Source organism: Lysobacter sp. 05T417, from assembly GCF_056396405.1.
Genome location: NZ_JBFTLK010000001.1, coordinates 356,027 through 378,901, shown reverse-complemented (window position 1 = coordinate 378,901; position 22,875 = coordinate 356,027). Strand labels below are relative to the sequence as shown.

Sequence of the window (22,875 nt, the reverse complement as noted above, 5' to 3'; positions counted from 1 at the left end):
GCGACCCGACTTTCGCCATCGGCGCCATCCCGGCGTACGTGGCAACCATCATCAGGAATTCCATCATGACCATTCGTCGTACCGTTCTGAGCCTGCTGCTCGCCAGTGCCTGCGCACCGGCCCTGGCCGCTGGCGCCCGCATCGATCTGACCTCGATCGACGATGCCACCATCTCGCCGCGTTTCATCGTCAAGTACCGCGACGGCAGCGCCGAGCGCGTGCAGCCGGCGGCACGCCAGCGTGCGCTCGATGCCGCCGCCACCCGCGCCCGTCCGCAGATGGGCGCCAGGGTGGCCGGACTGAAGGGCACTGCCGCGCTGCGCGTGAGCACCCTGCGCGCGACCTTCGGCGGCAAGCATGTCGTCAAGGCGTCGCAGCCGCTGCAGCGCGCCGAGGCCGAAGCGCTGATGCGCGAGATCGCCGCCGATCCGAACGTCGAGTACGTCGGCGTCGACGCGATCATGCACGCGACCGCGTTGCCGAACGACCCGGTGCTCGCCACGCACCAGATGTGGCATTACGGCACTGGCGCCGGCGGCGCGCGCGTGACCTCGGCCTGGGACGCGGGCGCCAGCGGCGCCGGTATCGTCGTGGCGGTGATCGACACCGGTGCAACCGCGCACGCCGACCTGGTCGGCAATCTGCTGCCGGGCTACGACTTCATCACCGACGCCTTCATGTCGCGTCGTGCCGACGACACCCGTGCACCGGGCGGCTGGGACCTGGGCGACTGGGCCAGCGCCGGCGATTGCGGTGCCGGCTCGGCAGCCAGCAACAGCAGCTGGCACGGCACCCACGTGTCCGGCACGATCGCCGAGACCACCAACAACAGCATCGGCGGCGCCGGCATCGCCTACAACGCCAAGGTCGTGCCGGTGCGCGCACTGGGCCGTTGCGGTGGGTACACCTCCGACATCAACGACGCGATCGTGTGGGCCGCCGGTGGCACCATCGAAGGCGTGCCGAACAATCCGAACCCGGCCGAGGTCATCAACATGAGCCTCGGCGGCGCGCACGAGTGCGAAGTCGAAACGCAGGCGGCGATCGACAAGGCGGTGTCGCTGGGTGCGACGGTCATCGTTGCGGCAGGCAATGACAACTCCGACGTTGCCGGCCATGCCCCGGCCAGTTGCGCCAACGTGGTGACCGTGGGTGCCACCGGCTATTCCGGCCAGCGCGCCGGCTACTCCAACTACGGCGCGGGCGTCGACCTGGCCGCGCCTGGCGGCGCCGGCACCGAAGGTTCGCCGAACGGTTACATCTGGTCGACGCACAACACCGGCAACACCTCGCCGGAAGGCGACCGCTACGTCGGCATGACCGGTACCTCGATGGCGACGCCGCACGTCTCGGGCGTGGTCGCGCTGATGCAGAGCGTTGCGCCGCAGCCGCTGACTCCGGGCGTGATCGAAGGCATGCTGAAGGCTTCGGCGCGTCCGTTCCCGGTCAAGCCCGAGGCAGGCAAGCCGATCGGCGTGGGCATCCTGGATGCAGCGGCTGCCGTGCAGCGCGCCAAGACGTTTGGCCAGCCGCTGGTGGCGCGCCCGCTGACCGCCGGTGCGCTCGAGTCGCTGCCGCCGTTGGCCGCGGGCCAGAGCGAGCTGTACTCGATCGACATCCCGGCCGGCAAGACCCGCATCGAGATGCTCACGCTGAGCGGCAAGGGCACGCTGCAGGCCTACGCCAACTTCGCCGCCGAGCCGACGCCGACCGAGAACATCGGTGCATCTGTGCGTCCGGGCACCAACCAGTCGATCGTGATCAATGCACCGGCTGCCGGTCGCTATTACTTCAAGGTCGTCGCCTCCGCCGACGCCTCCGGCGTCAAGCTGCAGGTCAAGGTTTACTGAGTCCTGCGAGCGGCCGGGGCGCGATGCCCCGGCCGCCGCAACCGATCGAAGTGAGCGTGATGAGATTCTGGCAACACAGTGGGATGGTTCTGGTGCGCCTGGTTGCGCTTGCGGCTGCGCTGGTCCTGGTGGCGTGCGATGGCAGGCACAGCGTGCAGGGTGCGGGCGTGGCGGGTCAGGAGCATGTGCTGGGACGTTACGTCGGCTGGCTGCCGTGCGCCGATTGCACGGCGATCCGCGCCGACCTGCAGCTGTATGCGAACGGCGATACCGGGGTGCCGACGCGTTATTCGCTGCGCACGATCCGTGTCGTTCCGGGAGCGGCCGTCCGCGCCGACGAAGACCAGGGCCGCTGGAACATCGAGCGATCGAGCGATCGCGGCGACAGCGTGGTGTACCGGCTCGACCCCGCTGGCGGCCGGCAGCCGCTGGACCTGCGTCGCCTGGACGACGGCAGGCTGTGGGTGCCCGGGCCGCATCGCGGTGGCATCGACCCGGTGCTGTACCGGGTTCCGGGGCAGCGGCAGGCGGGGCTGGTCGATATCGGCGCCGGTGATGTGTCGATGCCGGTAACGCTCCAACAGGGCCAGCAACTGCGCGTGAACCTGAGCGGCAGCCTCGCTTCGGGTCGTCGCTGGGAGCTGGCGGATGCCGACCCGGGCCTGCTGCGCATGGAACAGGACCCCGGTCCCGGCCCCATGGAAGCCGGCGGGGCCAGCAAGGGGCCCGGCGCGACCGACACCTGGTTGTTCAGGGCGGTCGGCAGGGGCTCGGCGCATCTGCGCTTCGTCTATCGCCGCGACTGGGAATCGCCGCAGGCGGCGGCGCAGGTCGCTGAATTCAGCGTCAGCGTGCTGTGAGCTTCGTGTTGTGATCAGCACGCCGTGACCTTCCGCCGGAGCATGGCAGGGGGCGTATGACTTACGATGGAGTCCGACGCTGCCCGGTGCCTAGAGCGACGCCGGGGCGAACAGAAGGCAGGTCGGGCGCATGCGCCTTACGCGGTACCGGTTTGGCGAATTCGAGCTCGATCCCGCATCCCGCGAACTCAAGCGCGCAGGGTTGCGTGTCGCGTTGCCGCCGAAATCGTTCGACTGCCTGGCCTACCTGATCGCCAACCGCGAGCGCGCGGTTGGGCGGGACGAACTCATCGCGGCGGTATGGGGCAAGGTCGACGTCAGCGACACCGTCGTCGCACAGACGATGCTGCGTGCGCGCAAGGCGCTCGACGACACCGGCAACCGCCAGTCGATCATCCGCACCGTTTCGCGCTTTGGCTACCACTGGATCGCACCGGTGGAAGAGGCCGAGGTGGAGGTGTTCATGCCGGCGTCCAGTGCTGACGCCGCCATTGGCGAACCGGCAACCGCTGCGGTGGTGGACGTGCCGACGGAGCTGCCCTCTGCGGCGGTCCAGCCCGCAACGGCACACCCCCCGGCAGTTCAGCAACCGCCACTGCGACCCCGCGAGCGCCGATACCTGACCGTCATCGTGCTCACTGCGCTGCTGGCGGCTGTCGTCGCCGCCGGCTGGGCCTGGTACTCGTCGCGCGCGCCACAGCCGGCGTCGATGGCTCGGGCCCCGCAGGCCGGCACCGTGATGGTGCTGCCGGTGAGGGTCACGCCGATCGAAGCCGAGTCGACCTGGGTCCGCCTGGGCGCGATGGACTACATCGCCAGCCGGCTGCGCAGCAGCGGCGTGAAGGTGTTGCCAAGTGACCACACCCTGCACCTGAGCACCCAGAGCGGTTATCCATCCGCAGACGGCAGCACCGCGCTGCAGAAACTGGAGCAGGGCAGTGGCGCGCAGTGGATCCTCGCGCCGGAGGCCATGCATGACAGCCGCGGCTGGCGCATCCGCCTGCGTGTGTTGCAGGCGGGCAAGGAGCACGTCATCGATGCGCAGGGAACCACGCCGCTGACAGCGGCAGCGGCGGTGACCGATTCGTGGTTGCAGCGCACCGGCCGGCACAGCGGCGAACACGGTGCGCCCAGTCCGTTGACCGAACGCGTGCAGCGGATCGATGCCGAGCTGATCTCCGGCCAGCTGGCCGCGGCGCGACGCCTGATCGAGACCGCGCCGCCTGAACAACGCCGCGAGTCGCGCCTGCGCGTCCGTGAAGGACAGCTGGAGTACCGCGCCGGCCGCGCCGACGAAGCCGCCGCGATTTTCTCCTCCATCCTCGAGACACGTCCGATCGACCTCGAAACCGAAGCCAAGACGCGCATGGGCCTGGGCGCGGTCGAGATCCGGCGCGGCAACTTCGCCGCGGCGCAGACGCGCTATACCGAGGCGCTGTCGGTCCTGGAGTCGAGCCGGGACGCTTCCATCGATCCCAGCCTGCTGGGCAACGCATACAACGGCCGCGGCGTCGCCCAGGTCGAGCAGGAGAAGATGGCCGGCGCCGTCCAGGACATGGGCCGTGCGCGCATCGCCATGCAGCGGGCGGGCGACCTGGTCGAGGCGGCGATGGTCGACACCAACCTGGGCATCATCGAATCCAAGCGCGGCCACTTCGAGCAGGCCTTGCAGGAGTTCGATCGCGCCATCGCCGTGTTCGAGCGCTTCGAGGTGCACGACTACCTGGCGGCAACGCTGAGCTCGCGGGCTGCGACCGAACTGAAGCTGGCGCAACCTGCGGCCGCGCTGGCCACGATCGAGCGATCGGGCGAACTGGCCAAGTCGCTGGAAGACACTGCGCTGGCAATTTCGATCGGAACGATCCGGACACGGGCATTGCTGGCCAATGGCCGGCTCGACGCAGCAGCGCAGAGTCTGGATCGCCTGCGTGCGCTGCAGACCGGCGACGCCAATGGCCTGCTGATGGAGTTGCAGTTGCAGCTGCTGCTGGCCAAGGGCGATACCACCCGTGCCGGTGCGATCGCGCGGCAATTGCCTGATCCGTCTGCGCCTACTCGAGGCGCACTCGCGCTGGCGGCGGTGCAGGCGGCGCTACGCAATGGCGACGTCGCAACCGCGCGCCAGTGGGTGTCGCGCGCGCAGGCCGGCAACGCTGGTGTCGAAATCGATTCAGTGGCCTGGGGCATCGCCCGCGCACTGGTCGACGACGCCGCCGGCGATCATGCCGCCTCCGTCCTGGCGATGCAGCGCGCCGCCAGCCAGGCCGAACAGGGCGGCAGTCCCGACGACCGCGTGAGTGCGAATGTCGCCCACGCCCTGCTGCTGCTTGATGCCAAGCAGGAGCAGGCGGCTGCTGCGGTGCTGGGCGACCTCAGCACCTTCGCCGGCAGCGATTACCGTGTGGCATGGGCGATGCTGGCGCTGTATCGCGCCCTCGACGACCGCGCCCTGGCCGAGCAGGCGCAGGCCGCCGCGCAGTCCTTGCGCGGGCAACGCGACCTGGCGGTCAGGCCGGTGCTGTAGCGCCCAGCGCCCGGCTCAGAGCCCGGCTCAGAACCAGAACCGGACACCGGCCACCCAGCGGGTGTCGCGCGAGTCCTCACCGTCCTGGCGGCGGAAGTCAGCGGTGTCACCGAAGGCGCGCTCGTGGCTCACGCCGATGTAGGGCGCGAACTTGCGGGTGAACTCGTAGCGAAGGCGCAGGCCGGCCTCGACCGTGCTCAGGCCCGAGCCGATGCCGCGACGGGCGTCGTCCTTGCCGTATACCTCGGCCTCCAGCAACGGTTGCAGGATCAGCCGGTTGGTCAGCAGCACGTCGTACTCGACCTCGAAACTCGCTGCGCTGCGACCGCCTTCACCCAGGTACGCCGTGGCCTCGATCTCGAATTTGTAGGGCGCCATGCCCTGCACGCCGAGCGCAGCCCAGCTCTGCGAATCGCCGGGTTTGAAATCGTGCTTCACGCCGGTCACGACATCCCACCACGGCGACACACTGTGGCCATACAGAAGCTCGACGTCCGCGGACTCGGTGTGGCCGCGCGCGCGTTCGCCTTCGCTGCGCAACCAGAGTCGATTCACGTCGCCGCCCAGCCATCCCTGCAGCTCCCAGGCCTGGCCGCTGCCTTGGTCGAGATCGACGGCCTCGAAACGGTCGACCAGGAGGTAATGGTTGAAGTCGGACGCGTGCTGCATCGAATGGCCGAGCTCGGGAAATGCGGCGGCACGGTCGGCATCGGTCAACGCGGGAATGGGCTGGACCGGTTGCTCGACCTTCGGCGATGGCGCGGGAGGCGCATGGCCGCCGTGCTGTGCGTGATCCTGTGACCACGCCGGCGCAGCCATCGGCAAGGTGAGCGCGGTGGCCAGTGCGTACCGGCGGAACGAATGGCGCATGCTCATTCCTCCACCCGCACTTCGCGCATCATGCCCGCTTCCATGTGGTAGAGCAGGTGGCAGTGGTAGGCCCAGCGGCCGAGCGCATCAGCGCGCACGCGGTAGCTGCGCTTCGTGCCGGGTGGCATGTCCACGGTGTGCTTGCGCAGGTGGAAGTTGCCGCCTTCGTCCTCGACGTCGCTCCACAGTCCGTGCAGGTGGATCGGGTGGGTCATCATGGTGTCGTTGACCAGCACGATGCGCATGCGCTCGCCATAGTTCAGGCGAAGCGGTTCGGCGTCCATGAACTTCTGCCCGTCGAAGGACCAGGCGAACTTTTCCATGTGCCCGGTCAGATGCAGTTCGAGCGTGCGGCTGGGATCGCGTCCGTCGGGATCGTCGAACAGGCTCTTCATCGCCGCGTAGGTCAGCACGGTACGGCCGTTGTCGCGCAGGCCGATGCCGGGATCGTCGAGCCTGGGTGCCGGCGCCATCGTCTGCATGTCGACCAGCGGATTGCCTTGCTCGCTGGCCGGGTGCGCCTGCATGCCGCCGCCGGAGTGGTCCATGCCGGCCATGTTGGACATGCCAGCCATGCCGGACATGTCGTGGCCCATGTCGTGTCCGACGTCCTGTCCCACGTCGTGTCCCACGTCGTGTCCCATCTTCCCGCCGCATCCGCCTTCCATGCCCTTGCCGTGGGCGCCGTGGCCCATGTCGGACATCGTCAGGATCGGGCGGGGGTCTTGCGGCGGTAGCGGTGCTTCCAGGCCCTGGCGCACGGCGAGGGTGCCGCGCGCGTAACCGGTGCGGCCCATGTCCTGGGCGAAGATGGCGTAGGCGTCCTGGCCGCCCGGCTCGACGATGACGTCGAAGGTCTCGGCCACGGCGATGCGGAATTCGTCAACCGTGACCGGATGGATGTACTGGCCGTCGGCGGCCACCACGGTCATCTTCAGTCCGGGGATGCGCACATCGAAATAGCTCATCGCCGAGCCGTTGATGACGCGCAGCAGCACCTTTTCGCCGCTGCGGAACAGTCCGGTCCAGTTGCCGGCCGGCGCCTGGCCGTTCAGCAGATAGGTGTAGGTGTTGGCGTTGACGTCGGACAGGTCGGTCGGCGTCATCCGCATCCGGCCCCAGTCGCCACGGTCGCGCAAGGTCGCCGAAAGGCCGTCGCGGCCGGCATCGCGGAAGAAATCGCCAACCGTGCGCTTGCGCCGGTTGTCGTATTCCGACATCTGTTTCAGGCGCCGGAACAGTTCGGCAGGATCCTTGTCGGTCCAGTCCGACAGCAGGATCACGTGCTCGCGGTCGTGGCGGTAGGGCGCCGGTTCGCGCGGGTCGATGACGATCGCGCCGTACAGCCCGGCCTGCTCCTGGAACAGGGAATGGCTGTGGTACCAGTAGGTGCCCGATTGCCTGATGTCGAAACGGTAGACGAAGGTTTCGCCCGGATGGATGCCATCGAAACTCAGCCCCGGCACCCCGTCCATGTTGGCCGGGAGCAGGATGCCGTGCCAGTGGACCGAGCTGGTAACGCCCAGGCGATTGGCCACGCGCAGCGTCACCGTGTCGCCTTCGCGCCAGCGCAGGATCGGCGCCGGCAGTGAGCCGTTGACGGTGACCGCCGGACGCGTGTGGCCGGTGAAATTGACCGGCGCGCTGCCGATGGAAAGGTCGAACTGGGTGCCTGACAGTTGCTGCGGCGCGGCGGCAAGGCCTGCAGCGGCCATGGCGGGCAGGCGCCACAGGCCAAGGCCGGTGGCAACGCCGCCGGCCGACAAGCCGGTGACGAAGCGGCGGCGCGATTGGCTCGGCGCCGAATCCGGGGCAGAGGGATCAAACGACATCAGAAGTACTCCGTGCAAAGCGGTCGAGTGCGTGGGCATCGATGGGGCGCGACGCGGTCCCGGGAGTCAGGACAATTCGCGAGCGCGGCATCGAAGCCATGAAACCGGCACCTGGGTGCCGGGCACTCAACCGATCGGAGGTCGGATCGGGTTCGCCAGCGCCGGTGCGGCGTGGCTGCAATGCATCGCGCGAACGTCCGGTGCGCGGACCGCCATCGAGGGCAGCACCGGAACCTGGGCGAGCGTGGCCGTTGCATGCTGCAGCCAGTCGCAGGCGCACTGCGATGACTGGCAGCAATCCGGTGCGGCATGACGGGTGACAGCGTCATCGCACGCGGCGGCATTTGTCGCCATGTCGTGCATGCCGGACTGGCCGGCGTGCTGGCCACCTTGCTCGTGGCACGGCGGAGCGGCATCGTGCATGTCGGCGGCGGCAATTGTTGAATGCACCGTGGCCATGTGCGCCAGATGCATCTGCGTGGACGCGACCGCGTAGCCCGATCCGTTCAGGACCAGGCTCAGAATCAGCAGCACGCGGAGCAGGAGGGCACGCGGGGACATGGCCGCAATTCTAGCGCGGGCCGGCCGAGGTGGCGACCGCAGCGCGCCACGGCCATTCATTTCGCCTGGATCTGCATCGATCGTTGCGTTGTCAGCCCTTGATGCGCACTGACACGCTGTCGGTGCCGGGCCCCTCGACGAAGACGCCTACGCGATTGTTGAGGCGCTTCAGCACCAGGTGCACATGGGTCGCCGCGATCGGCACGCGCCGCACGACGATCTCGTCGATGCCGATCGGCAGCTGCGGGCGATCGAGCTGGATCTGCGCGTGCGCGCCGTCGATGCTGATGCCCAGGCAGGCCTGCACCAGCATGAAAGCCGAACCGGCCGCCCAGGCCTGCGGCAGGCAGGCGACCGGGTAAGCCACCGGGGCGCTGCCGTGCGAGCGCGGGAAACCGCAGAACAACTCGGGCAGCCGCATGTTGAAGTGCACCGCCGCTTCGAAGGCGCCGCGCAACAGCCGCACCGCGCCCGAGCGTGGCCCGTAGGCAGCGATGCCGGCGGCGCAGATGGCCGAGTCGTGCGGCCAGACCGAGCCGTTGTGGTACGACATCGGGTTGTAATGGACCTGGTCCTGCGCCAGCGTGCGCACGCCCCAGCCACTGAAGAACGGCGCGTCGAGCAGTTGCGAAGTGACGGCGGCTGCGCGGCGGTTGTCGGGCAGGCCGCTGTAGAGCAGATGCCCGGCGTTGCTGGCCCGCACGGCGCACAATTCGCCGTTGCCGTCGATGGCGATGCCGTAGAACTTGCTGGCGGGCATCCAGAACAGGCGCTCGACTTCGGCGCGCAGGCGCTCGGCGCGTTGTGACCAGGCCGCGGCCCTGTCGTCGAGTCCGCGCATGCGCGCCATCTGCGCCATCGCGCGCAGCGCCGCGAAGGCGTAACCCTGCACTTCGACCAGGGCAATGGGCCCCTGTGGCGCGCGTCCATCGGCATGGAACACCGAGTCGGAACTGTCCTTCCAGCCCTGGTTGGACAGGCCACTGCTTTCGCCACGCGCGTAGTCGAGGAAGCCGGACGGATTGGCGTCGCACACGCGCTCGATCCAGGACGTGGCCGCCTTCAGCGCCGGCCAGATTGCATCGATGAGGAGGCGGTCACCAGTGCGCTCCAGGTAGGCGCCGGCCAGGCCGACAAATAACGGCGTGGTATCGACGCCGCCGTAGTAGCGGCCAAACGGCAGCTCGCCCAGCGCCGACATCTCGCCCTTGCGCGTCTCGTGCATGATCTTGCCCGGCGAGGAATCCATGAACGAGGATTCTTCCTGTGCCTGGTGGCGGGCGAGGAACGTCAGCACGCCGCGCGCCAGCTCCGGGTCCAGCCACAACGTCTGCAGGGCGGTGATGACGGCATCGCGCCCGAACGGCGTGGAGAACCAGGGGATGCCGGCGTAGGGGTAGGGGCCGGTATCGAGCTCGCTGGTCAGCATGGTCAGGTCCGCGCGCGAGCGTTCCATCCAGTCGTTGAACAGCGGACCTTCGCTGCAGACCCGGGCACTGCGCCGGTTGCGCAGCCGCATCCGCTTGCGCGCCTGCGCGGCGGCGGTGCGGAACCGGCTGCGGTCGACGCTCGCCAGCTCGCTGCCGACCTCGACGAAGACCACGCGCCGCGCGCCAGGGGCAAGCGCGATCACGTAGCTGGCTTCGGACGCATCCAGGTGGTCGGGGCGGTCGGAGAAGCTCACGCATGAAGTGCGCAGTTCCTGGTCGAGGCCGCGGTAGCGGAACACCTGGCCGCGTTCGAGCACCTCCACCGGCAACAGTTCGCCGCGGCGCTGGCGAGTGCTGCCGCGAACCTCGAACATGTCGGAGAAGTCCGCGGCGATCTCCATGCACAGCGGTACATGCGCCGGTTGGCTGCCGTAGTTGAGCAGCTTGATGCGCTCATACATCCGGTCTTCGTGCAGGAAGCGCACGCGCTTGATGTAGACCAGTCCTTCGCCGGTGGACGTGCCGCCCAGTGGCGGCAGCAGCCGGTTGGTCATGTGCGCGACGAAGAACACGTTGTCACGCGTGACATAGGAACTGAGCAGCACTGGACTGGTGTCGCCAAGGCGCAGGCAGAACCGCGACAGCATCCGGGTGTCGTTGTGGAAATGGCCGTCGGCGCCGCCCTCGATGTCGCCCTGGCGGTTGGCGACGACGAACGTCTCGCCTTCCTTCAGGACGTAGCCGGTGTTCAACGATGCCGCGGCCGCCGGGTCCATGCCTGTCCCTCAGCCGGCGCGGCGCTGCTGTGCGGCCTCACGCAGCAGGCGCCAGTACACCTCGACATAAGCCTTGGCCATCACCTGGGCAGTGAACCTGCGCTCGAAGCAGTCGCGGATCCTGCGCCGGTCCAGCGCCAGCAGTGCGGCGAGCGCGGCGACGGCCTGCGATTCGGACGTCACGATGCATCCGGACACACCAGGCTCGATCACCTCCGGTACCGATCCGCAATCCCAGGCCAGCACCGGCGTGCCGCAGGCCATCGCCTCGATCATCACCAGACCAAACGGCTCCGGCCAGTCGATCGGGAACAGCAGGGCGAGCGCGTCGCCGAGGAAGCGGTTCTTGTCGCTGTCGGAGATTTCGCCGATGTACTCGATTCCGGGCGCGTCGAGCAGGGGCTCGATCCGGGTGTGGAAGTACTCGCGGTCGACGGCGTCGACCTTGGCGGCGATGCGCAGGGGAAGGCCGGCCCTGCGCGCGATGTCGATCGCGCGGTCGACGCGCTTCTCCGGCGAGATGCGGCCGAGGAACGCGAGGTATCCGCCGCGTGGTTGCGGCGAGTAGTCGTAGAGCGCTTGTGGCAGGCCGTGGTGGATCGTCGAAATCCAGTTCAGTGCTTCCATCGAATGCCGCTGGCTGTCGGAGATCGACACCAGCGGAAACTGCGGCCAGCAGCCGTAGCCATTGGCCAGGTCCTTGAGGTCCAGGCGCCCGTGCAGCGTGGTGACGGTCTTCTCGGCACAGCGCTCGAAGAACGGGAAGTGGATCAGGTCGACGTGGAAGTGAAGGATGTCGAACTCGTCGGCGCGCCGGCGAACTTCGTGCAGCATGGAAAGGTGCGCGGCCAGGTCCGACTTCAGGGGCGCCGGGTCCAGTCGGATGGCCTGGTCGCGCATGGCTGCCAGTTCGGCGCGGGTGCACGTGTCGGCCGAAGCGAACAACGTGACCTGGTGACCCTCCTCGACCAGCGCATCGGTGAGATGCGCAACCACCCGCTCGGTTCCACCGTAGAGCAAGGGCGGTACGGCCTCATAGAGAGGGGCGATCTGGGCAATGCGCATTGGCTCACGTTACGACGCCAGCGGTGTACGTCGCGTCGTTCTTTTGCGTGTATCCGCGCGCGGGAATCGCGCCTTAACGGGGCTTTGAGGGGACGCACGGAATGTGTTTCGCCCCGGCGCAACGCTTGCCGGGCCGCGAGCCGGTTGCTAGGACGTGATTGCGGGTTTGCTGGCGCCACGCACCGGCCGCTGGCCAGAGTGCAAACCCTCGTCGATGGCGGCAAGGATCTCGGCGATGGTCGCCGGCTTGACGAGGTGCTTCTGGAAGCCGGCCAGGCGCGTGCGGTCGCGGTCGCTCTGCTGGCCGTAGCCACTGTAGGCAATCAGGTAGGGAACCTTGTCCGAGTCGAGCATCATCCGCGCCACGTCGTAGCCCGACAGCCCCTCCCTGAGTTCCAGGTCGCACAGGACTACGTCGGCGGGATCCTCGCGCACCATCCGCAGCGCGGAGTCGGCATCGGTGGCGATGCTCGCCCGGTGGCCCTCCAGCTCGAGCAGGGTCTGCAGCGCCTGCGCGTTCTCCAGCTCGTCCTCGACGATCAGGACATGGGCGTGGACGGCCGGAGCGATTCGCAATGGCTCGTCGTCGCAGCCGCACGCCTCGGGCGATGATTCGCATGGAAGCTTCAAGGTGAAGTACGCGCCGCGACCGGGGCCATCGCTGTGCACGCTGACCTGGCCACCGTGCAGCTCGGTGATGTGCTTGACGATGCTCAGGCCCAGGCCGAGGCCACGCGATTGCCAGGTAGGCGACTGCACGAAGGGATCGAACATGCGCGCGACGAAGTCCTGATCCAGGCCCTGGCCTTCGTCGCCTACGGTGATGATCGATTCGCCGTCGTGCTCGTCGACCGACATGAAGACGCGCTGGCCGCGCGCGCTCGCCTTGATGGCGTTGGACACCAGGTTGTCGAGCACCTGCCGCAGGCGCGCGTGATCGCCGCGGACGTGGCACGTTCCTTCATGGGTCGGCGGTACCAGGACCACGCCATGCTGGGCGGCGATGGGCACGTTGTCGCGATGCACTTCATCGAGCAGCTCGCCGATCTCGACCAGGCTGCGCCGCAGCTCGACCTTGCCCTGGGTCACGCGCGAGATGTCGAGCAGGTCCTCGACCATCCGCCGCAGGTGCTGGCTCTGGCGCTGCAGGGTCGCCAGCGCCTGCGTCCGCTGCGGCACGTCGGTGTCGTCGCGGCGCAGGATCTCCGAGGCGGTGGTGACGCCGGCCAGCGGGTTGCGCAGTTCGTGGCTCAGCACGGCGAGGAAACGGCTGATGCGCTGATTTGCCAGCGCCAGCGTCTCCACCGCACGCTTCTGGTCTTCGATGTCGGTGCTGGCGCCGTACCAGCAATGCACCTTGCCATCGGCGCCGATGATCGGAACGCCCTTGACCAGGTGCCAGCGGTAGCTGCCGTCGGCGCGACGGAAGCGCATCTCCAGGTTGAGCGGTTGCGCTGTGGCCATCGAATCGCGCCAGGCGTCCATGCCGGCGTGCATGTCTTCGGGGTGGACGATGGCCTGCCAGCCCTCGTCGCCGCTCAGGCCGGTGTACTCGAACCAGTAGCGGTTGTGGTAACGCATCGTGCCGTCGGGTTCGGCGACCCAGACCATCTTCGGAAGGTGGTCAAGCAGGGCGCGCTGCTCGCGGTCGGCCTGGAATCGCTTGAGCACGTCGCCAGGTCTTCGGCTGGCGCGCACTTCGCCGGCGAGCCAGACCAGGACGCCGGCGACCGCGGCAAAGGCCGCCATGTCGATGGGGCCGGCATCGGCGTGCCCGCGCACCAGCACCATGGTGACCATGGCCACGACCGTCAGGAATCCGCAGCGGTGACCGAACATGGCGGCGGCCAACAGCACCGCCGCGTAGCCGGACGTCATCGGCAATTGCGGCGACGGCAGGCCATAGGCGAGCGAACCCAGCGCGCCCAGCAGCAGCGCCACCACCACATCGCCGACCAGCAGCGCGATGTGCGGGAGCGGCTTGCTCAGGTACTGTCCGGCCATTCCTGGACCAGGTCGCGGCAGCGCCGGGACGCTGCCTCGGCACGGGCGAGGTGCTCGCGCACGCGCGTGAGGCTTTCACCGTGCTCGATCAGGGCCGACGCTGTCGAGGTGGCCATGATGATGACGTTGAGTTCGTTGCGCAGACTGTGACGCCAGCGCCGCACTTGTTCACTCGCAGGGGCGTCGCTCATGCCCGCGGGTCGCCATCGCCGCGCAGGCGTGCGAGCTGGTTCTGGATCGTTCGCACGCTGACTCCCAGCGCCTGCGCCGTGCGGCTGCGGTCGTTGTCGTAGTGGGAAAGGGTGCGCACCAGCATCTCGCGCTCGACCTCGGCGTAACTCATTCCGACGCCGAAGCCGATCATGCCGCCAGCCATTGCCATGGTCCGTGCCCGCTGTTCCAGCGCCCGGATCCGCACCAGCGGCCCGTCGCTGCACAGGTACGACCGTTGGATGGTGCTGCGCAGCTCACGGACGTTGCCGGGCCACGGGTGCCGCATCAGCACGCGCTCGCTGCCATCGGCGAAGCGCCTGGCGGTGCCGTGGCGGGCGTTGAGGCAATCGAGGAAATACTGCGCCAGCAACATCACGTCGGTCGCACGCTCGCGCAGCGCAGGCATCGTGATCTGGAAGTCGGCGAGGCGATAGAACAGGTCCTCGCGCAGGTTGCCGGCGTCGAGCGCCATCTGCGGATCGCGGTTGGTCGCGGCAAGCACGCGCACATTGGTGGCGATAGCTTCGGTTCCGCCGACGCGCGTGACCGTCCCGGTCTCCAGCACGCGGAGCAGGTAGACCTGCAGTGCCGGCGGCATCTCGGTGATCTCGTCGAGGAACAGCGTGCCACCGTGGGCCTGTTCGAAATAGCCCGCATGACGGTGGCTGGCGCCGGTGAAGCTGCCGCGCTCATGGCCGAACAAATGGCTGGCCAGCAACTCCGGTGCGATCGCACCGGCATTGACGGCGACGAACGGTCCGGTCCTGCCACTGGCGATGTGGATGGCCCTGGCCACCAGTTCCTTGCCGGTGCCGCTGGCGCCGGATATCAGCACCGATGCGTCGGTTGCGGCGACGCGATCGATGTCGTCGTGGATCCGGCACATCGCTTCGCAGCGGCCCACCATTCCATGGCGATCGGTGACCGCGGCGGTGACGCCGCGCGCCGCCGCCTGCTTGAGCAGGGAGTCGAACTGGATCGGGCACAACGGCTTGAGCAGGTAATCGACCACGGGACGGGAGACGGCCTGGATCGCCGACTGCACCGAGGGCTGGCCGGTCACGATGATGGCCTGGCCGTGCTCGGGCATCGCCGGATCATCGAGCAGCTCAAGGCCGTTGCCATCCGGAAGCTCGAGATCGAGCAACAGCAGGTCCACCGGTGGCAGGTGGCTGAACTGGCGCGATTGCTCCAGCGAGTGGGCAACGTAGGGGCGGAAACCGCGCAGTCGGGCGAAGTCGGCTGCCGATTCAGTGAAGTCGCGGTCGTCGTCGACGATCAGCAGCGATGCGGGCATCGGTCGAGCTCCAGCGGTTCGTCCCGGAAGACTATTCCGATCGCGGTGAACGCGCATTGAAGGCGTACGGCCCTGGTCAGGCAACATTTTCCCTTGCGCGGAAAAACCTGCATCTCGATCGCAACGCCGGGTGAACCACGACCGCCGCAGCGCGGCTGCAGGGGGTCAGGGGATGGCACGGTAGTTGCGTCGAGCTTTCGCGCCGGTCCGTCGATTCTTCGTCGGCCCGATGCGGAAGCACTGAACCAAGAGGCATGCAACAGGAGGCAGGATGAATACGAATCTGTTCTATGGCACGCGTTCAAACGTGGTTGAGGTGGTCGATATCGAGCGCGAGATCGCGTCGTGGATGCGGCACTACCGTCAGTACGTGGTCGTGTTCCGCAGTGACGACTACCTCCCCGCCGTCAAGCTCGGTCTCAGTGCCTACCTCCGCGGTCAGGCATTCGACGACTGCCTCGACGAACTGGAGCAGAGCTACCTCCGGGTCCGCGGAAGCTCGCGCCTGGACTGGTACGAAGCGCAGCCGGTGGCACGCGCAGCATGGACGCGGCTGATGGAGCAGCAGACAGGGAAGGGCGCGCGCAGGCCCGCGGAGCAATGTGGCCTGGACAACGCCGCTTGAGGCGAAAGGCAACCAGGGGACGGTGCATGCGGCGGCTTCGGCCGCCGCATGCGTCGCTGACGCTGGAAAACACGCTTAATGCGGACGGGCAACGCCCTTGAGCAACTCTTCCGAGGAGTCTTCGTCGCCGCTGTAGGCAAAGTCGGCCAGCGACACGAACCCCACCAGCTGGCGCTCGCGATTGATGACTGGCAGTCGCCGCACCTGCAGGTCGGCCATGTTGCGCGCGACATCGTCGACGTCTTCGTCGTCGTAGCAGTAATGGATCGCTTCGCTCATCACATCGCGGACCAGAGTGTCCGATCCCAACCCGTTGGCCACTGCGCGCATGGCGATGTCGCGGTCGGTGACGATGCCGACGATCCGGTCGCCTTCGCCCACGGGCAGGCTGCCAACATCCATCCGTTTCATGGTCTCGGCGGCCTCGCGGATGCTCTTGGCCGGGTCGGTGAGGACCACATCGGTCGTCATGATTTCGCCAACTTTCATATCTGCACTCCTGCGATCTCGTGGGTCCAACCTCGCACAGCCGAACTTCCAGCCGCGTGAAAGTTATGCGGATCAGGACGTAACTGAAGGCACGAAGGTTGCCGCGCGTGAGCGCGACGTGAGCGAATTGTCGTCGACGCCGCTATAGCAGCCCGTGCTCGCGCGCGTAGGAGTACAGGTCGATGTCGTTCTCGATCCCGAGCTTGGCCATTGCATCGACCTTCTGGCGGCTGACCGTCTTGACGCTGCGGTTGAGCTGCCTGGCGATCTGCGACACCGTCAATCCGGACGCGAACAGGCGGAAGACTTCGACTTCACGGATCGAGAGCGCGATCTTCTCCTTGTCCCCCTCACTCTCCTGCAGCAGCGCCCGTTCCATCGCGGCGCCTACGTAGTTGCGTCCCTGCGCCACGGCCTGCACGGCATGCGGCAGTTCGTCGAGCGCCTCGGTCTTGTTGACCAGGCCGCGTGCGCCGGTGGAGAGGATCGAACGCAGCACGCCGGGATTGCTGACGATGGTCAACACGATGACCGGCAGCGCGGGCCACTTGCGGCGCAGCATTCCAAGCAGGCTCAGTCCGTCGGACATGCGACCGCCTGGCATGTTGAAGTCGGTGATGATCAGGTCGCATGGCGCTGCATCCAGGACGCGATGGAGTTCATCGGCGGAGGCAGCCTCGGCGACCACTTTCAGACCGTGGTCGCGCTCCAGCAAGGTGCGTACACCATTGCGAATGATCGGATGATCGTCGGCCAAGACGATGCGCATGTTCGCCTCGGATGGCTATGGGGAGCGACCCGAGGATAAGGCATTTCCTCGGGGTCGCCGCGATTCTGTCCGATATGTTGCCGAATGTGGCCGGCGTTTTGTGCGTATACGGCACGTGCTTTGCGTTCTTGCCGAATCCGCTAGGCGCTCTCAGGTTCCAGCGTGAGTCGCCTGATCTCGGCGTCGAGCAGTTCCGGATGCAGCTGGAACTGGTCGCTCTCCAGCAGTTCGCGGCCACGACCGTGCACGACGACACGCTCGACCTGCAGCAACGGCCCGTCACGGAACAGCTCGATGTAACTGTCGAGCACGCCACTGAGTGTGCCCTGCGCCGTGTCGGGTGCGGCCACGATCAGCTGCAACCCGAGTGAACGCAGGTAGTTGGTCGTGGCGCGCGCGTTCTGTGCATCGATCTTGTCGCCGAACTCGTCGAGCATGATCACGCCCAGCCCGCCTTGCTGGCCCTCGGCCTTGCCGTAGGCGGCCGCCAGGGCGGCGCCGGCGATGACGTACAGCGGCGCACGGTGTTCGCCGCCCGAGCCCGATCGCATGCGCTCGCTGAGCGTTCCGATGACGTTCTCGTCCTGCTTGATGACCACTTCGAAGCTGAAGAACCGCCGGTAATCGTCGAGCGGCGACGCCATGGTTGCGCCCTTGCTGCCGACCTTGTCATCGATGATGTCGCGGAAGGCCGGCGGAACTTCGCCGGCGCTGCCGAACAGCGTGTCGGTCTGGCCGACGTCGGCGGCCTTGTTGATGAAACGGTGCAGGTCGCGGAACTCCGGAGCGACGTCGTACTTGAACTGGTAGCGCTCGTTGTTGGAGAACGCCGGGCTGCGCTGCAGGGTCCGGTTGAGCGTGTTGATCTGGTGCCGCAGACGGGTGAAGTTGTCGTACAGCGCCGATGCGACGTTGGAACGGAAGGTCTCCACGGCCGTGACATAGGCTTCGTCGGCGGCGGCCTGGTGCTGGACCAGCTCGGTGCCCTTGAGGTGCTCGATCTCCTTGTGCAACAGCGCATTGGCCTGGCGCCATTGCCCCGGCTCCAGGTCGAGCGCCAGGCCGTGATCCTTGCCGTATTGCGCCAGGCCGCGCCAGGCTTCCGGAAGCAGGCCGTTGAGGATGCGATCGCTGTCGTCGGCGCGGGTCTGGCAACGCTGCTGGCGTTCGGCGAGCGTTGCGACTTTCTCGTCGAGCTCCTCGCGCTGGTGCTCGACCAGATTGGCATCGACGTCGGGATGGGCGAATGCCGAACTGGCCAGGCGCGCGATCGCATCGCTCTGCTCGAGCAGTGCCTGCAGGGCAGCTTCGGCCTCGGCGCACTTGCCGGTGGCGACGGCTTCCTCGCCGACGAGGCGCTCGACCAGGTCTTCCAGTTGCTGACGCCGGCGCTCCCATTGCTGGGCCTGTTCGCTGAGACGGATCAGGTCGGGATCGCTGGCCGCGTCCTGGTTGTCCTTCAGGGCGCGATAGCGCGCGGCTGCCTGGCGATGCTTCAGCAGCAGCTCGTGGGCGTCGCGCGCCATGTCTTCAGCACTGCCGATGCGGGCCAGGCCGGTGGCGCTGGCGTGCACCGGGCGCCATTGGGCCTCCAGTTCTCCGATGCGGCTCTCGGCGTTGTCGAGTTCCTCGCGCAGCATCTTCTGGCGCTCGCGACTGCTCGATGCGCCAATCTTGAGTTCGCTGGCGGCGGGCAGGCGCATGCGTTCCACACCGCCGCCCTTGGCGACCAGCCCGTCCTGGCTCAGGCCATGGCGGCTGCGCACGACTTCGGCTTCGGTGGCGACGCAGCGCAAGTCGCCGAGTTGCCGGCGCAGATAGGCGAGGGCGTCGGCATTGTCGCCGGCCAGCAACGCGGCGACCTGGCCGGCGGCCGGCGTTGTGTCGGCCTTGGGCTGGCGCGCATGGCTGCACAGGGCCAGCTTGACGCCATAGACCGAACGCGCGCCCTGCAGCGATCGGTACAGGCGCACCGCCTGCTCTTCGTGTTCGGCCGGGATCAGCAGCGCTTCGACGTGGGTGCGCAGGTAGCCTTCGATGGCGCGTTGCCAGGCCGGGTCGGTGACCTGCACCAGGTCGCAGACCGGCTGCGCCGGCACGCCGGCGTCGGCGAGGTAACTCATCAACCGGGCGACGTCGGGTCGCAGTTCGGATTGGCCGGCATTGAGCCGGGTCAGGTTCTGGCGCGCGGTCAACGCCGTCTGCCGGGCCTGGTCGAGGGCGTTGTGGCGTTCGCGCTCGTAAGCGGTGACCGCGGCGATGATCGGCGCGGCCTGCTCGAGTGCCCGGCGCAGTTCGTCGTGCAGGGTTTCCGGCGCTACCAGGATGTCGGCATCGGCGACGAGGGCGGCCAACTGGTCGTACAGCGATTGCCAGGGCGTCAGGGCGGCCTTGAGCAGGTGCGTGTCGACGCCGGGCAGGCCGAGCTTGCCCACGGCCAGCAACTGGTCGCGGACGAAGCCGGCACTGCGCATGAGTTCCTTCTTCAGGCGCGCCAGTTCTTCCTGATAGGGAGCGGTCAGCTGCTCGAACGAGGCCTGCTCATGGTAGCCGCGCGTGCCCTGCAGGCGCTTGCTGGCTTCATCAGCGGCCAGGCGGGCGTTCTCGCGATCGCTGCGGGCCTGGGCCAGGGCGAGGCGCTTGTTGCGCAGGGACTGCTGCGAGTCGGCGAGCGCGAGTTCGGCGGCATCGACGCGTTCGGAGTGGAGGTCGCGCTGGTACTCGGCACCGAGCGCGCGGTAGGAGGCCGCCCGCGTCGCCTGGTGGGCGACCTTCTTGTAGTGCTGCTCGACCAGTTCGGCTTCGTCGATGCGACGCGCCACCTGTTCGATCTTCTCCTTGATCAGGCGGAAGCCGTCGAGCAGGGCGCGGAACTTGCCGATCTCGGTCGGCCGTTCCTCGGCGACCAGCGTGCGCACGAACAGGTCAACGTCGCTGACCCGCTGCAGGTTGAGTGCGTTCTGGAATGCCTTGCGGTACGCCGTCGCGTCGAGCTGCGAGGTCGGACCCGGGCGCAGGCGGTACAGCAGGTCCTTGATGAAGCGGTCGCTGCTGCTGTGCAGCTCGGCCTTGCTGCCGGCGGCCTTGCAGCGTTGTGCGATCAGCTCGCGGAAGCGCGACCATTCCTGCGGCAACTGCTCGCCCTTGAGCGTCTCGAGATGGTCGTCGAGGGTCAGCGCCACGCGCGGCAACAGGTACAGGCCGTTGACGCGGTGGTCGGGCTCGGCGGCGGAAGCCGCCAGCGCGATGCCCGCGGTGAGTGTCTCGCCGCTTTGCTGATCCTCGAAGACCAGGCTCAGGTACGTCGTGGCGGTGTCGCGGTCGCGGCCGTCGTCGCCGGAGCGGTATACGCCCAGGCAGTAGTCGCGGATCGTGCGGGCGCGGTGGCTGCCGCCGGCCTGTGCGTTGAAGCGGATCTGGTTGCGGTCGCCGCCGAGCATGACGATCTGCAGCGCATCGAGCAGCGCGCTCTTGCCGGCGCCGTTGGGCGCGATGATCGCCGTGCTCAGGTCGAGTTCGAGCGTCTGCGCCTGGAACAGGAAGAACTGGATGAGATGGACGCGCTTAAGCTGATACATCGTCAGCCTCCATGCTTTCTTCACTGCCGGGCTCTTCACTGGCGGGCTCTTCAGCGTCGGCCGCGTCGTTGTCGGCGGCCGCACCGGTGTCCTGGTCTTGCAGGTCCTGCTGATTGTGCTGATCGAGGCGCTGCAGCCACTGCGCGCCCACTATCTCCACGATTGCCGGCCGCACCAGGATCCGGAATGGCTGCGGGTCGCCCGGCTCGCAATCCATCGTCCGGCAGACCGACCAGCGCTTGAGTGCGCGCAGCTGGCTGCGCAGCGCGCCGGTCTCGGGCAGCTCGCGACCGGTCAGCGACTGATAGGCCTCCTGCAGGTCGGGCAGCTCCACCTGCACGTCGCCGTGGTCCTCGACCTGGCCCTGGCGCATCGCCTCGTCGTAGCGCTGGCGCAGCACCAGGATCAGCAGAGTTTCATCCAGGCTCACCGCGGTGCCTTCGCCGTGGACCGGCAGTGCGGTGACGTAGCGGAAGTGGGCGTTGCGCTCCAGGCGGATGCCCAGCGGTTCCAGCGCGGCGGCGAAATCGGCCAGATAGGTTTCGACCAGGTGGTAGGCATTGCGCGACTTGCGGTCTGCGCTGTAGAGCACCTGTTCGGTGACCAGGCGGTAGGCCGCCCGCTCGAAGTCCTGGGCGGTGTACATGCCGCCGGCGAGCTGGCTCAACGTGGCCCATGAGCGTTTCATGCGGCATTCCTCGTGCGGTGCAGGACGAAGCGGGGCGACGCCAGGAAGTCGTTGGCGGTGTGTTCGCCATCGCTCAGCTGGATGCGGAAGCCCTGCAGCATCTTGTGGATCGGATCGTCGCGACGCAGGCCGCCCCGGCGGCTGCTGCGCAATGCGAGCGTGATGAGGGTCTGGTAGGCGCGGAAATCCTCGATGCTGGCGATTTCCATGGCCTCCGAATCGATGCGGCCGTTGGCATCCAGGTGACGGTCTACGTAGCGCCGCAGGTCCTCTGGCTTGACCAGGCGCGAGCGCGTCATCTGCCGCAGCAGGTTCAGTCGCGCCAGCTGTTCGGGCGTGGGCTCGCGGCTGGTGTTGGCCGTTCGCGGAATGGGCCTGGCCCGCTGCTGCGGCGCGCGCAGCCTTTGTTCGTCCATCAGCGGGCCGGGTGCGACCGGCAGGCGCAGCGACTCTTCAGGCGCCTGCAGCACACCTCGACAGGCGCGGCGCAGCAGCACGTCGAGTTTGTCGGGCGCGCGCAGCCGGTAGTCCAGGAACGCCAGCGCACGGCGATTGGCCTGTCGGATGTCGTCATCGAGCCGGGCCAGGTACTCGTCGATGCGATCGATCTCGTACAGGCGTCGCAGGCTGCGCTGCAGGCGTTGCTCGGCGCGGACACGATCGCCGCCGGTGGCGCGTTCCTGGTACCACGCGATCAGTTGCCCGCGCAGATCGGACTGTTCGATGTCGCGAACCATGGTCAGGATCGCGGTACGGCGGGCGAGAGGATGGTCGGCGTTGTGCAATTGCGCATAGTCGCCAACGAACAATTCGCCGACGTAACGCTCGAACAGCTGCCGCGCGAACTGGGCTGTGCTTTCGGCCTTGATCAGCTCCGGCATCAGGTCGCGGACCTGCACGCTGATCGCGGCGACATAGGACAACAGCTGCCGCGACTGGTCGGCTGCTTCGTCCAGGCTGTCGCCGCCGGCGTTGCCGGCCACCACCTGCTGCAACTGCAGCTCGATCGAGCGCACCTTGGCGCCGAAGAAGGCCGGACCGCGTTCGGCGAAGTCCATCAGCGCCACCAGCAACTGCGCCACGGCGTGGGTCATCGCCACCATCTCGCGCGCACCGACCCGCTCCTGGCGCAGCCAGCCGGCGGCGCGGAAGCGCTCGTAGATGGCATTGGCCCGCATCGCCAATGGCGCGTCCGGGGCCTGCCCGTCGTCTTCCCAGGGGTCGTCGGTCAGCAGGTAGCGTTCGATGGCCGAGGTGATTTCGCGGCGCGGGAAGCCGATGCTCGGCGGCATCGGCGCGTCGGGACCAAAGAACTCAGCGAACAACTGGCAAAGCAGTTGCCAGTAATGCAGGCGGTTGGAGGAGGCGAGGGGTCCGAAAAGACCGTCAGGAACAACAGCGAACAGCGGCGGAGCCGGCGAACTGTACTCAGTCAAAAAAAAAC

Annotated in this window: 16 protein-coding genes and 1 pseudogene; 4 read left to right on the top strand and 13 right to left on the bottom strand. The window is 67.7% G+C overall.

The genetic code is table 11. The features are described from left to right. The first annotated feature begins 65 nt into the window (after positions 1-65). The 3 genes from AC1DER_RS01685 (at position 66) to AC1DER_RS01675 (ending at position 5,234) form a co-directional block, all read left to right on the top strand. Positions 66-1,850 (top strand): S8 family peptidase, encoded by a 1,785-nt coding sequence (locus AC1DER_RS01685; RefSeq protein WP_477243913.1) that lies wholly within the window; start codon positions 66-68, stop codon positions 1,848-1,850. Positions 1,851-1,942: 92 nt separating this feature from the next. Beyond that, positions 1,943-2,710, top strand: coding sequence for a protease inhibitor I42 family protein (locus tag AC1DER_RS01680; RefSeq protein WP_477243911.1), 768 nt, complete (start codon positions 1,943-1,945; stop codon positions 2,708-2,710). Between the two features lie 130 nt (positions 2,711-2,840). After that, positions 2,841-5,234 carry a winged helix-turn-helix domain-containing protein gene (locus tag AC1DER_RS01675; protein ID WP_477243909.1) on the top strand — a complete coding sequence of 798 codons (2,394 nt, stop codon included), beginning with the start codon at positions 2,841-2,843 and terminating at the stop codon, positions 5,232-5,234. A 27-nt stretch (positions 5,235-5,261) separates the two neighbouring features. On the opposite strand, the gene AC1DER_RS01670 is transcribed toward AC1DER_RS01675, so the two are convergent. The 8 genes from AC1DER_RS01670 to AC1DER_RS01635 all read right to left on the bottom strand — a co-directional run bounded on the left by AC1DER_RS01670 (position 5,262) and on the right by AC1DER_RS01635 (position 15,282). Continuing rightward, the gene (locus AC1DER_RS01670) at positions 5,262-6,053 is read right to left on the bottom strand and encodes a copper resistance protein B (protein WP_477243995.1); all 792 of its coding nucleotides are present in this window, start codon (positions 6,051-6,053) and stop codon (positions 5,262-5,264) included. A 53-nt stretch (positions 6,054-6,106) separates the two neighbouring features. Then, positions 6,107-7,936 carry a copper resistance system multicopper oxidase gene (locus tag AC1DER_RS01665; protein WP_477243907.1) on the bottom strand — a complete coding sequence of 610 codons (1,830 nt, stop codon included), beginning with the start codon at positions 7,934-7,936 and terminating at the stop codon, positions 6,107-6,109. A 126-nt stretch (positions 7,937-8,062) separates the two neighbouring features. Continuing rightward, the gene (locus AC1DER_RS01660) at positions 8,063-8,497 is read right to left on the bottom strand and encodes a CopL family metal-binding regulatory protein (RefSeq protein ID WP_477243905.1); all 435 of its coding nucleotides are present in this window, start codon (positions 8,495-8,497) and stop codon (positions 8,063-8,065) included. A 91-nt stretch (positions 8,498-8,588) separates the two neighbouring features. Then, positions 8,589-10,703, bottom strand: a complete 2,115-nt coding sequence (locus AC1DER_RS01655) for an amylo-alpha-1,6-glucosidase (RefSeq protein ID WP_477243903.1) — start codon at positions 10,701-10,703, stop codon at positions 8,589-8,591. Between the two features lie 9 nt (positions 10,704-10,712). Further along, on the bottom strand, positions 10,713-11,768 hold the full coding sequence (locus AC1DER_RS01650) for a glycosyltransferase family 4 protein (RefSeq protein WP_477243901.1): 1,056 nt from the start codon (positions 11,766-11,768) through the stop codon (positions 10,713-10,715). A gap of 147 nt (positions 11,769-11,915) precedes the next feature. Beyond that, complete coding sequence (locus AC1DER_RS01645; protein ID WP_477243899.1) at positions 11,916-13,772, bottom strand: hybrid sensor histidine kinase/response regulator; 1,857 nt, start codon at positions 13,770-13,772, stop codon at positions 11,916-11,918. Then, the gene (locus AC1DER_RS01640; protein WP_441816284.1) at positions 13,754-13,963 is read right to left on the bottom strand and encodes a hypothetical protein; all 210 of its coding nucleotides are present in this window, start codon (positions 13,961-13,963) and stop codon (positions 13,754-13,756) included. Before AC1DER_RS01640 ends, AC1DER_RS01645 begins: the two co-directional genes overlap by 19 nt. Next, the gene (locus tag AC1DER_RS01635) at positions 13,960-15,282 is read right to left on the bottom strand and encodes a sigma-54-dependent transcriptional regulator (protein WP_477357592.1); all 1,323 of its coding nucleotides are present in this window, start codon (positions 15,280-15,282) and stop codon (positions 13,960-13,962) included. The genes AC1DER_RS01640 and AC1DER_RS01635 overlap by 4 nt, the downstream gene beginning before the upstream one ends. Before the next feature lie 271 nt (positions 15,283-15,553). Here AC1DER_RS01635 and AC1DER_RS01630 point away from each other — a divergent pair, with 271 nt between their 5' ends. After that, the gene (locus AC1DER_RS01630; RefSeq protein ID WP_441816286.1) at positions 15,554-15,907 is read left to right on the top strand and encodes a hypothetical protein; all 354 of its coding nucleotides are present in this window, start codon (positions 15,554-15,556) and stop codon (positions 15,905-15,907) included. A 150-nt stretch (positions 15,908-16,057) separates the two neighbouring features. On the opposite strand, the pseudogene AC1DER_RS01625 reads toward AC1DER_RS01630, so the two are convergent. The 5 genes and pseudogenes from AC1DER_RS01625 to AC1DER_RS01605 form a co-directional block, all read right to left on the bottom strand. Continuing rightward, positions 16,058-16,378 (bottom strand): annotated as a pseudogene (locus AC1DER_RS01625) (CBS domain-containing protein); the annotation flags it as partial. A gap of 160 nt (positions 16,379-16,538) precedes the next feature. After that, a complete protein-coding gene (locus AC1DER_RS01620; protein ID WP_477243894.1) occupies positions 16,539-17,165 on the bottom strand; it encodes a response regulator in 627 nt (208 codons plus the stop codon). Between the two features lie 140 nt (positions 17,166-17,305). Continuing rightward, positions 17,306-20,743: an SbcC/MukB-like Walker B domain-containing protein gene (locus tag AC1DER_RS01615; protein ID WP_477243892.1), complete on the bottom strand. Its 3,438-nt coding sequence runs from the start codon at positions 20,741-20,743 to the stop codon at positions 17,306-17,308. Continuing rightward, complete coding sequence (locus AC1DER_RS01610; RefSeq protein WP_477243890.1) at positions 20,730-21,431, bottom strand: DUF4194 domain-containing protein; 702 nt, start codon at positions 21,429-21,431, stop codon at positions 20,730-20,732. Before AC1DER_RS01610 ends, AC1DER_RS01615 begins: the two co-directional genes overlap by 14 nt. Continuing rightward, a complete protein-coding gene (locus AC1DER_RS01605) occupies positions 21,428-22,756 on the bottom strand; it encodes a Wadjet anti-phage system protein JetA family protein (RefSeq protein ID WP_477243888.1) in 1,329 nt (442 codons plus the stop codon). Before AC1DER_RS01605 ends, AC1DER_RS01610 begins: the two co-directional genes overlap by 4 nt. Positions 22,757-22,875 lie beyond the last annotated feature (119 nt).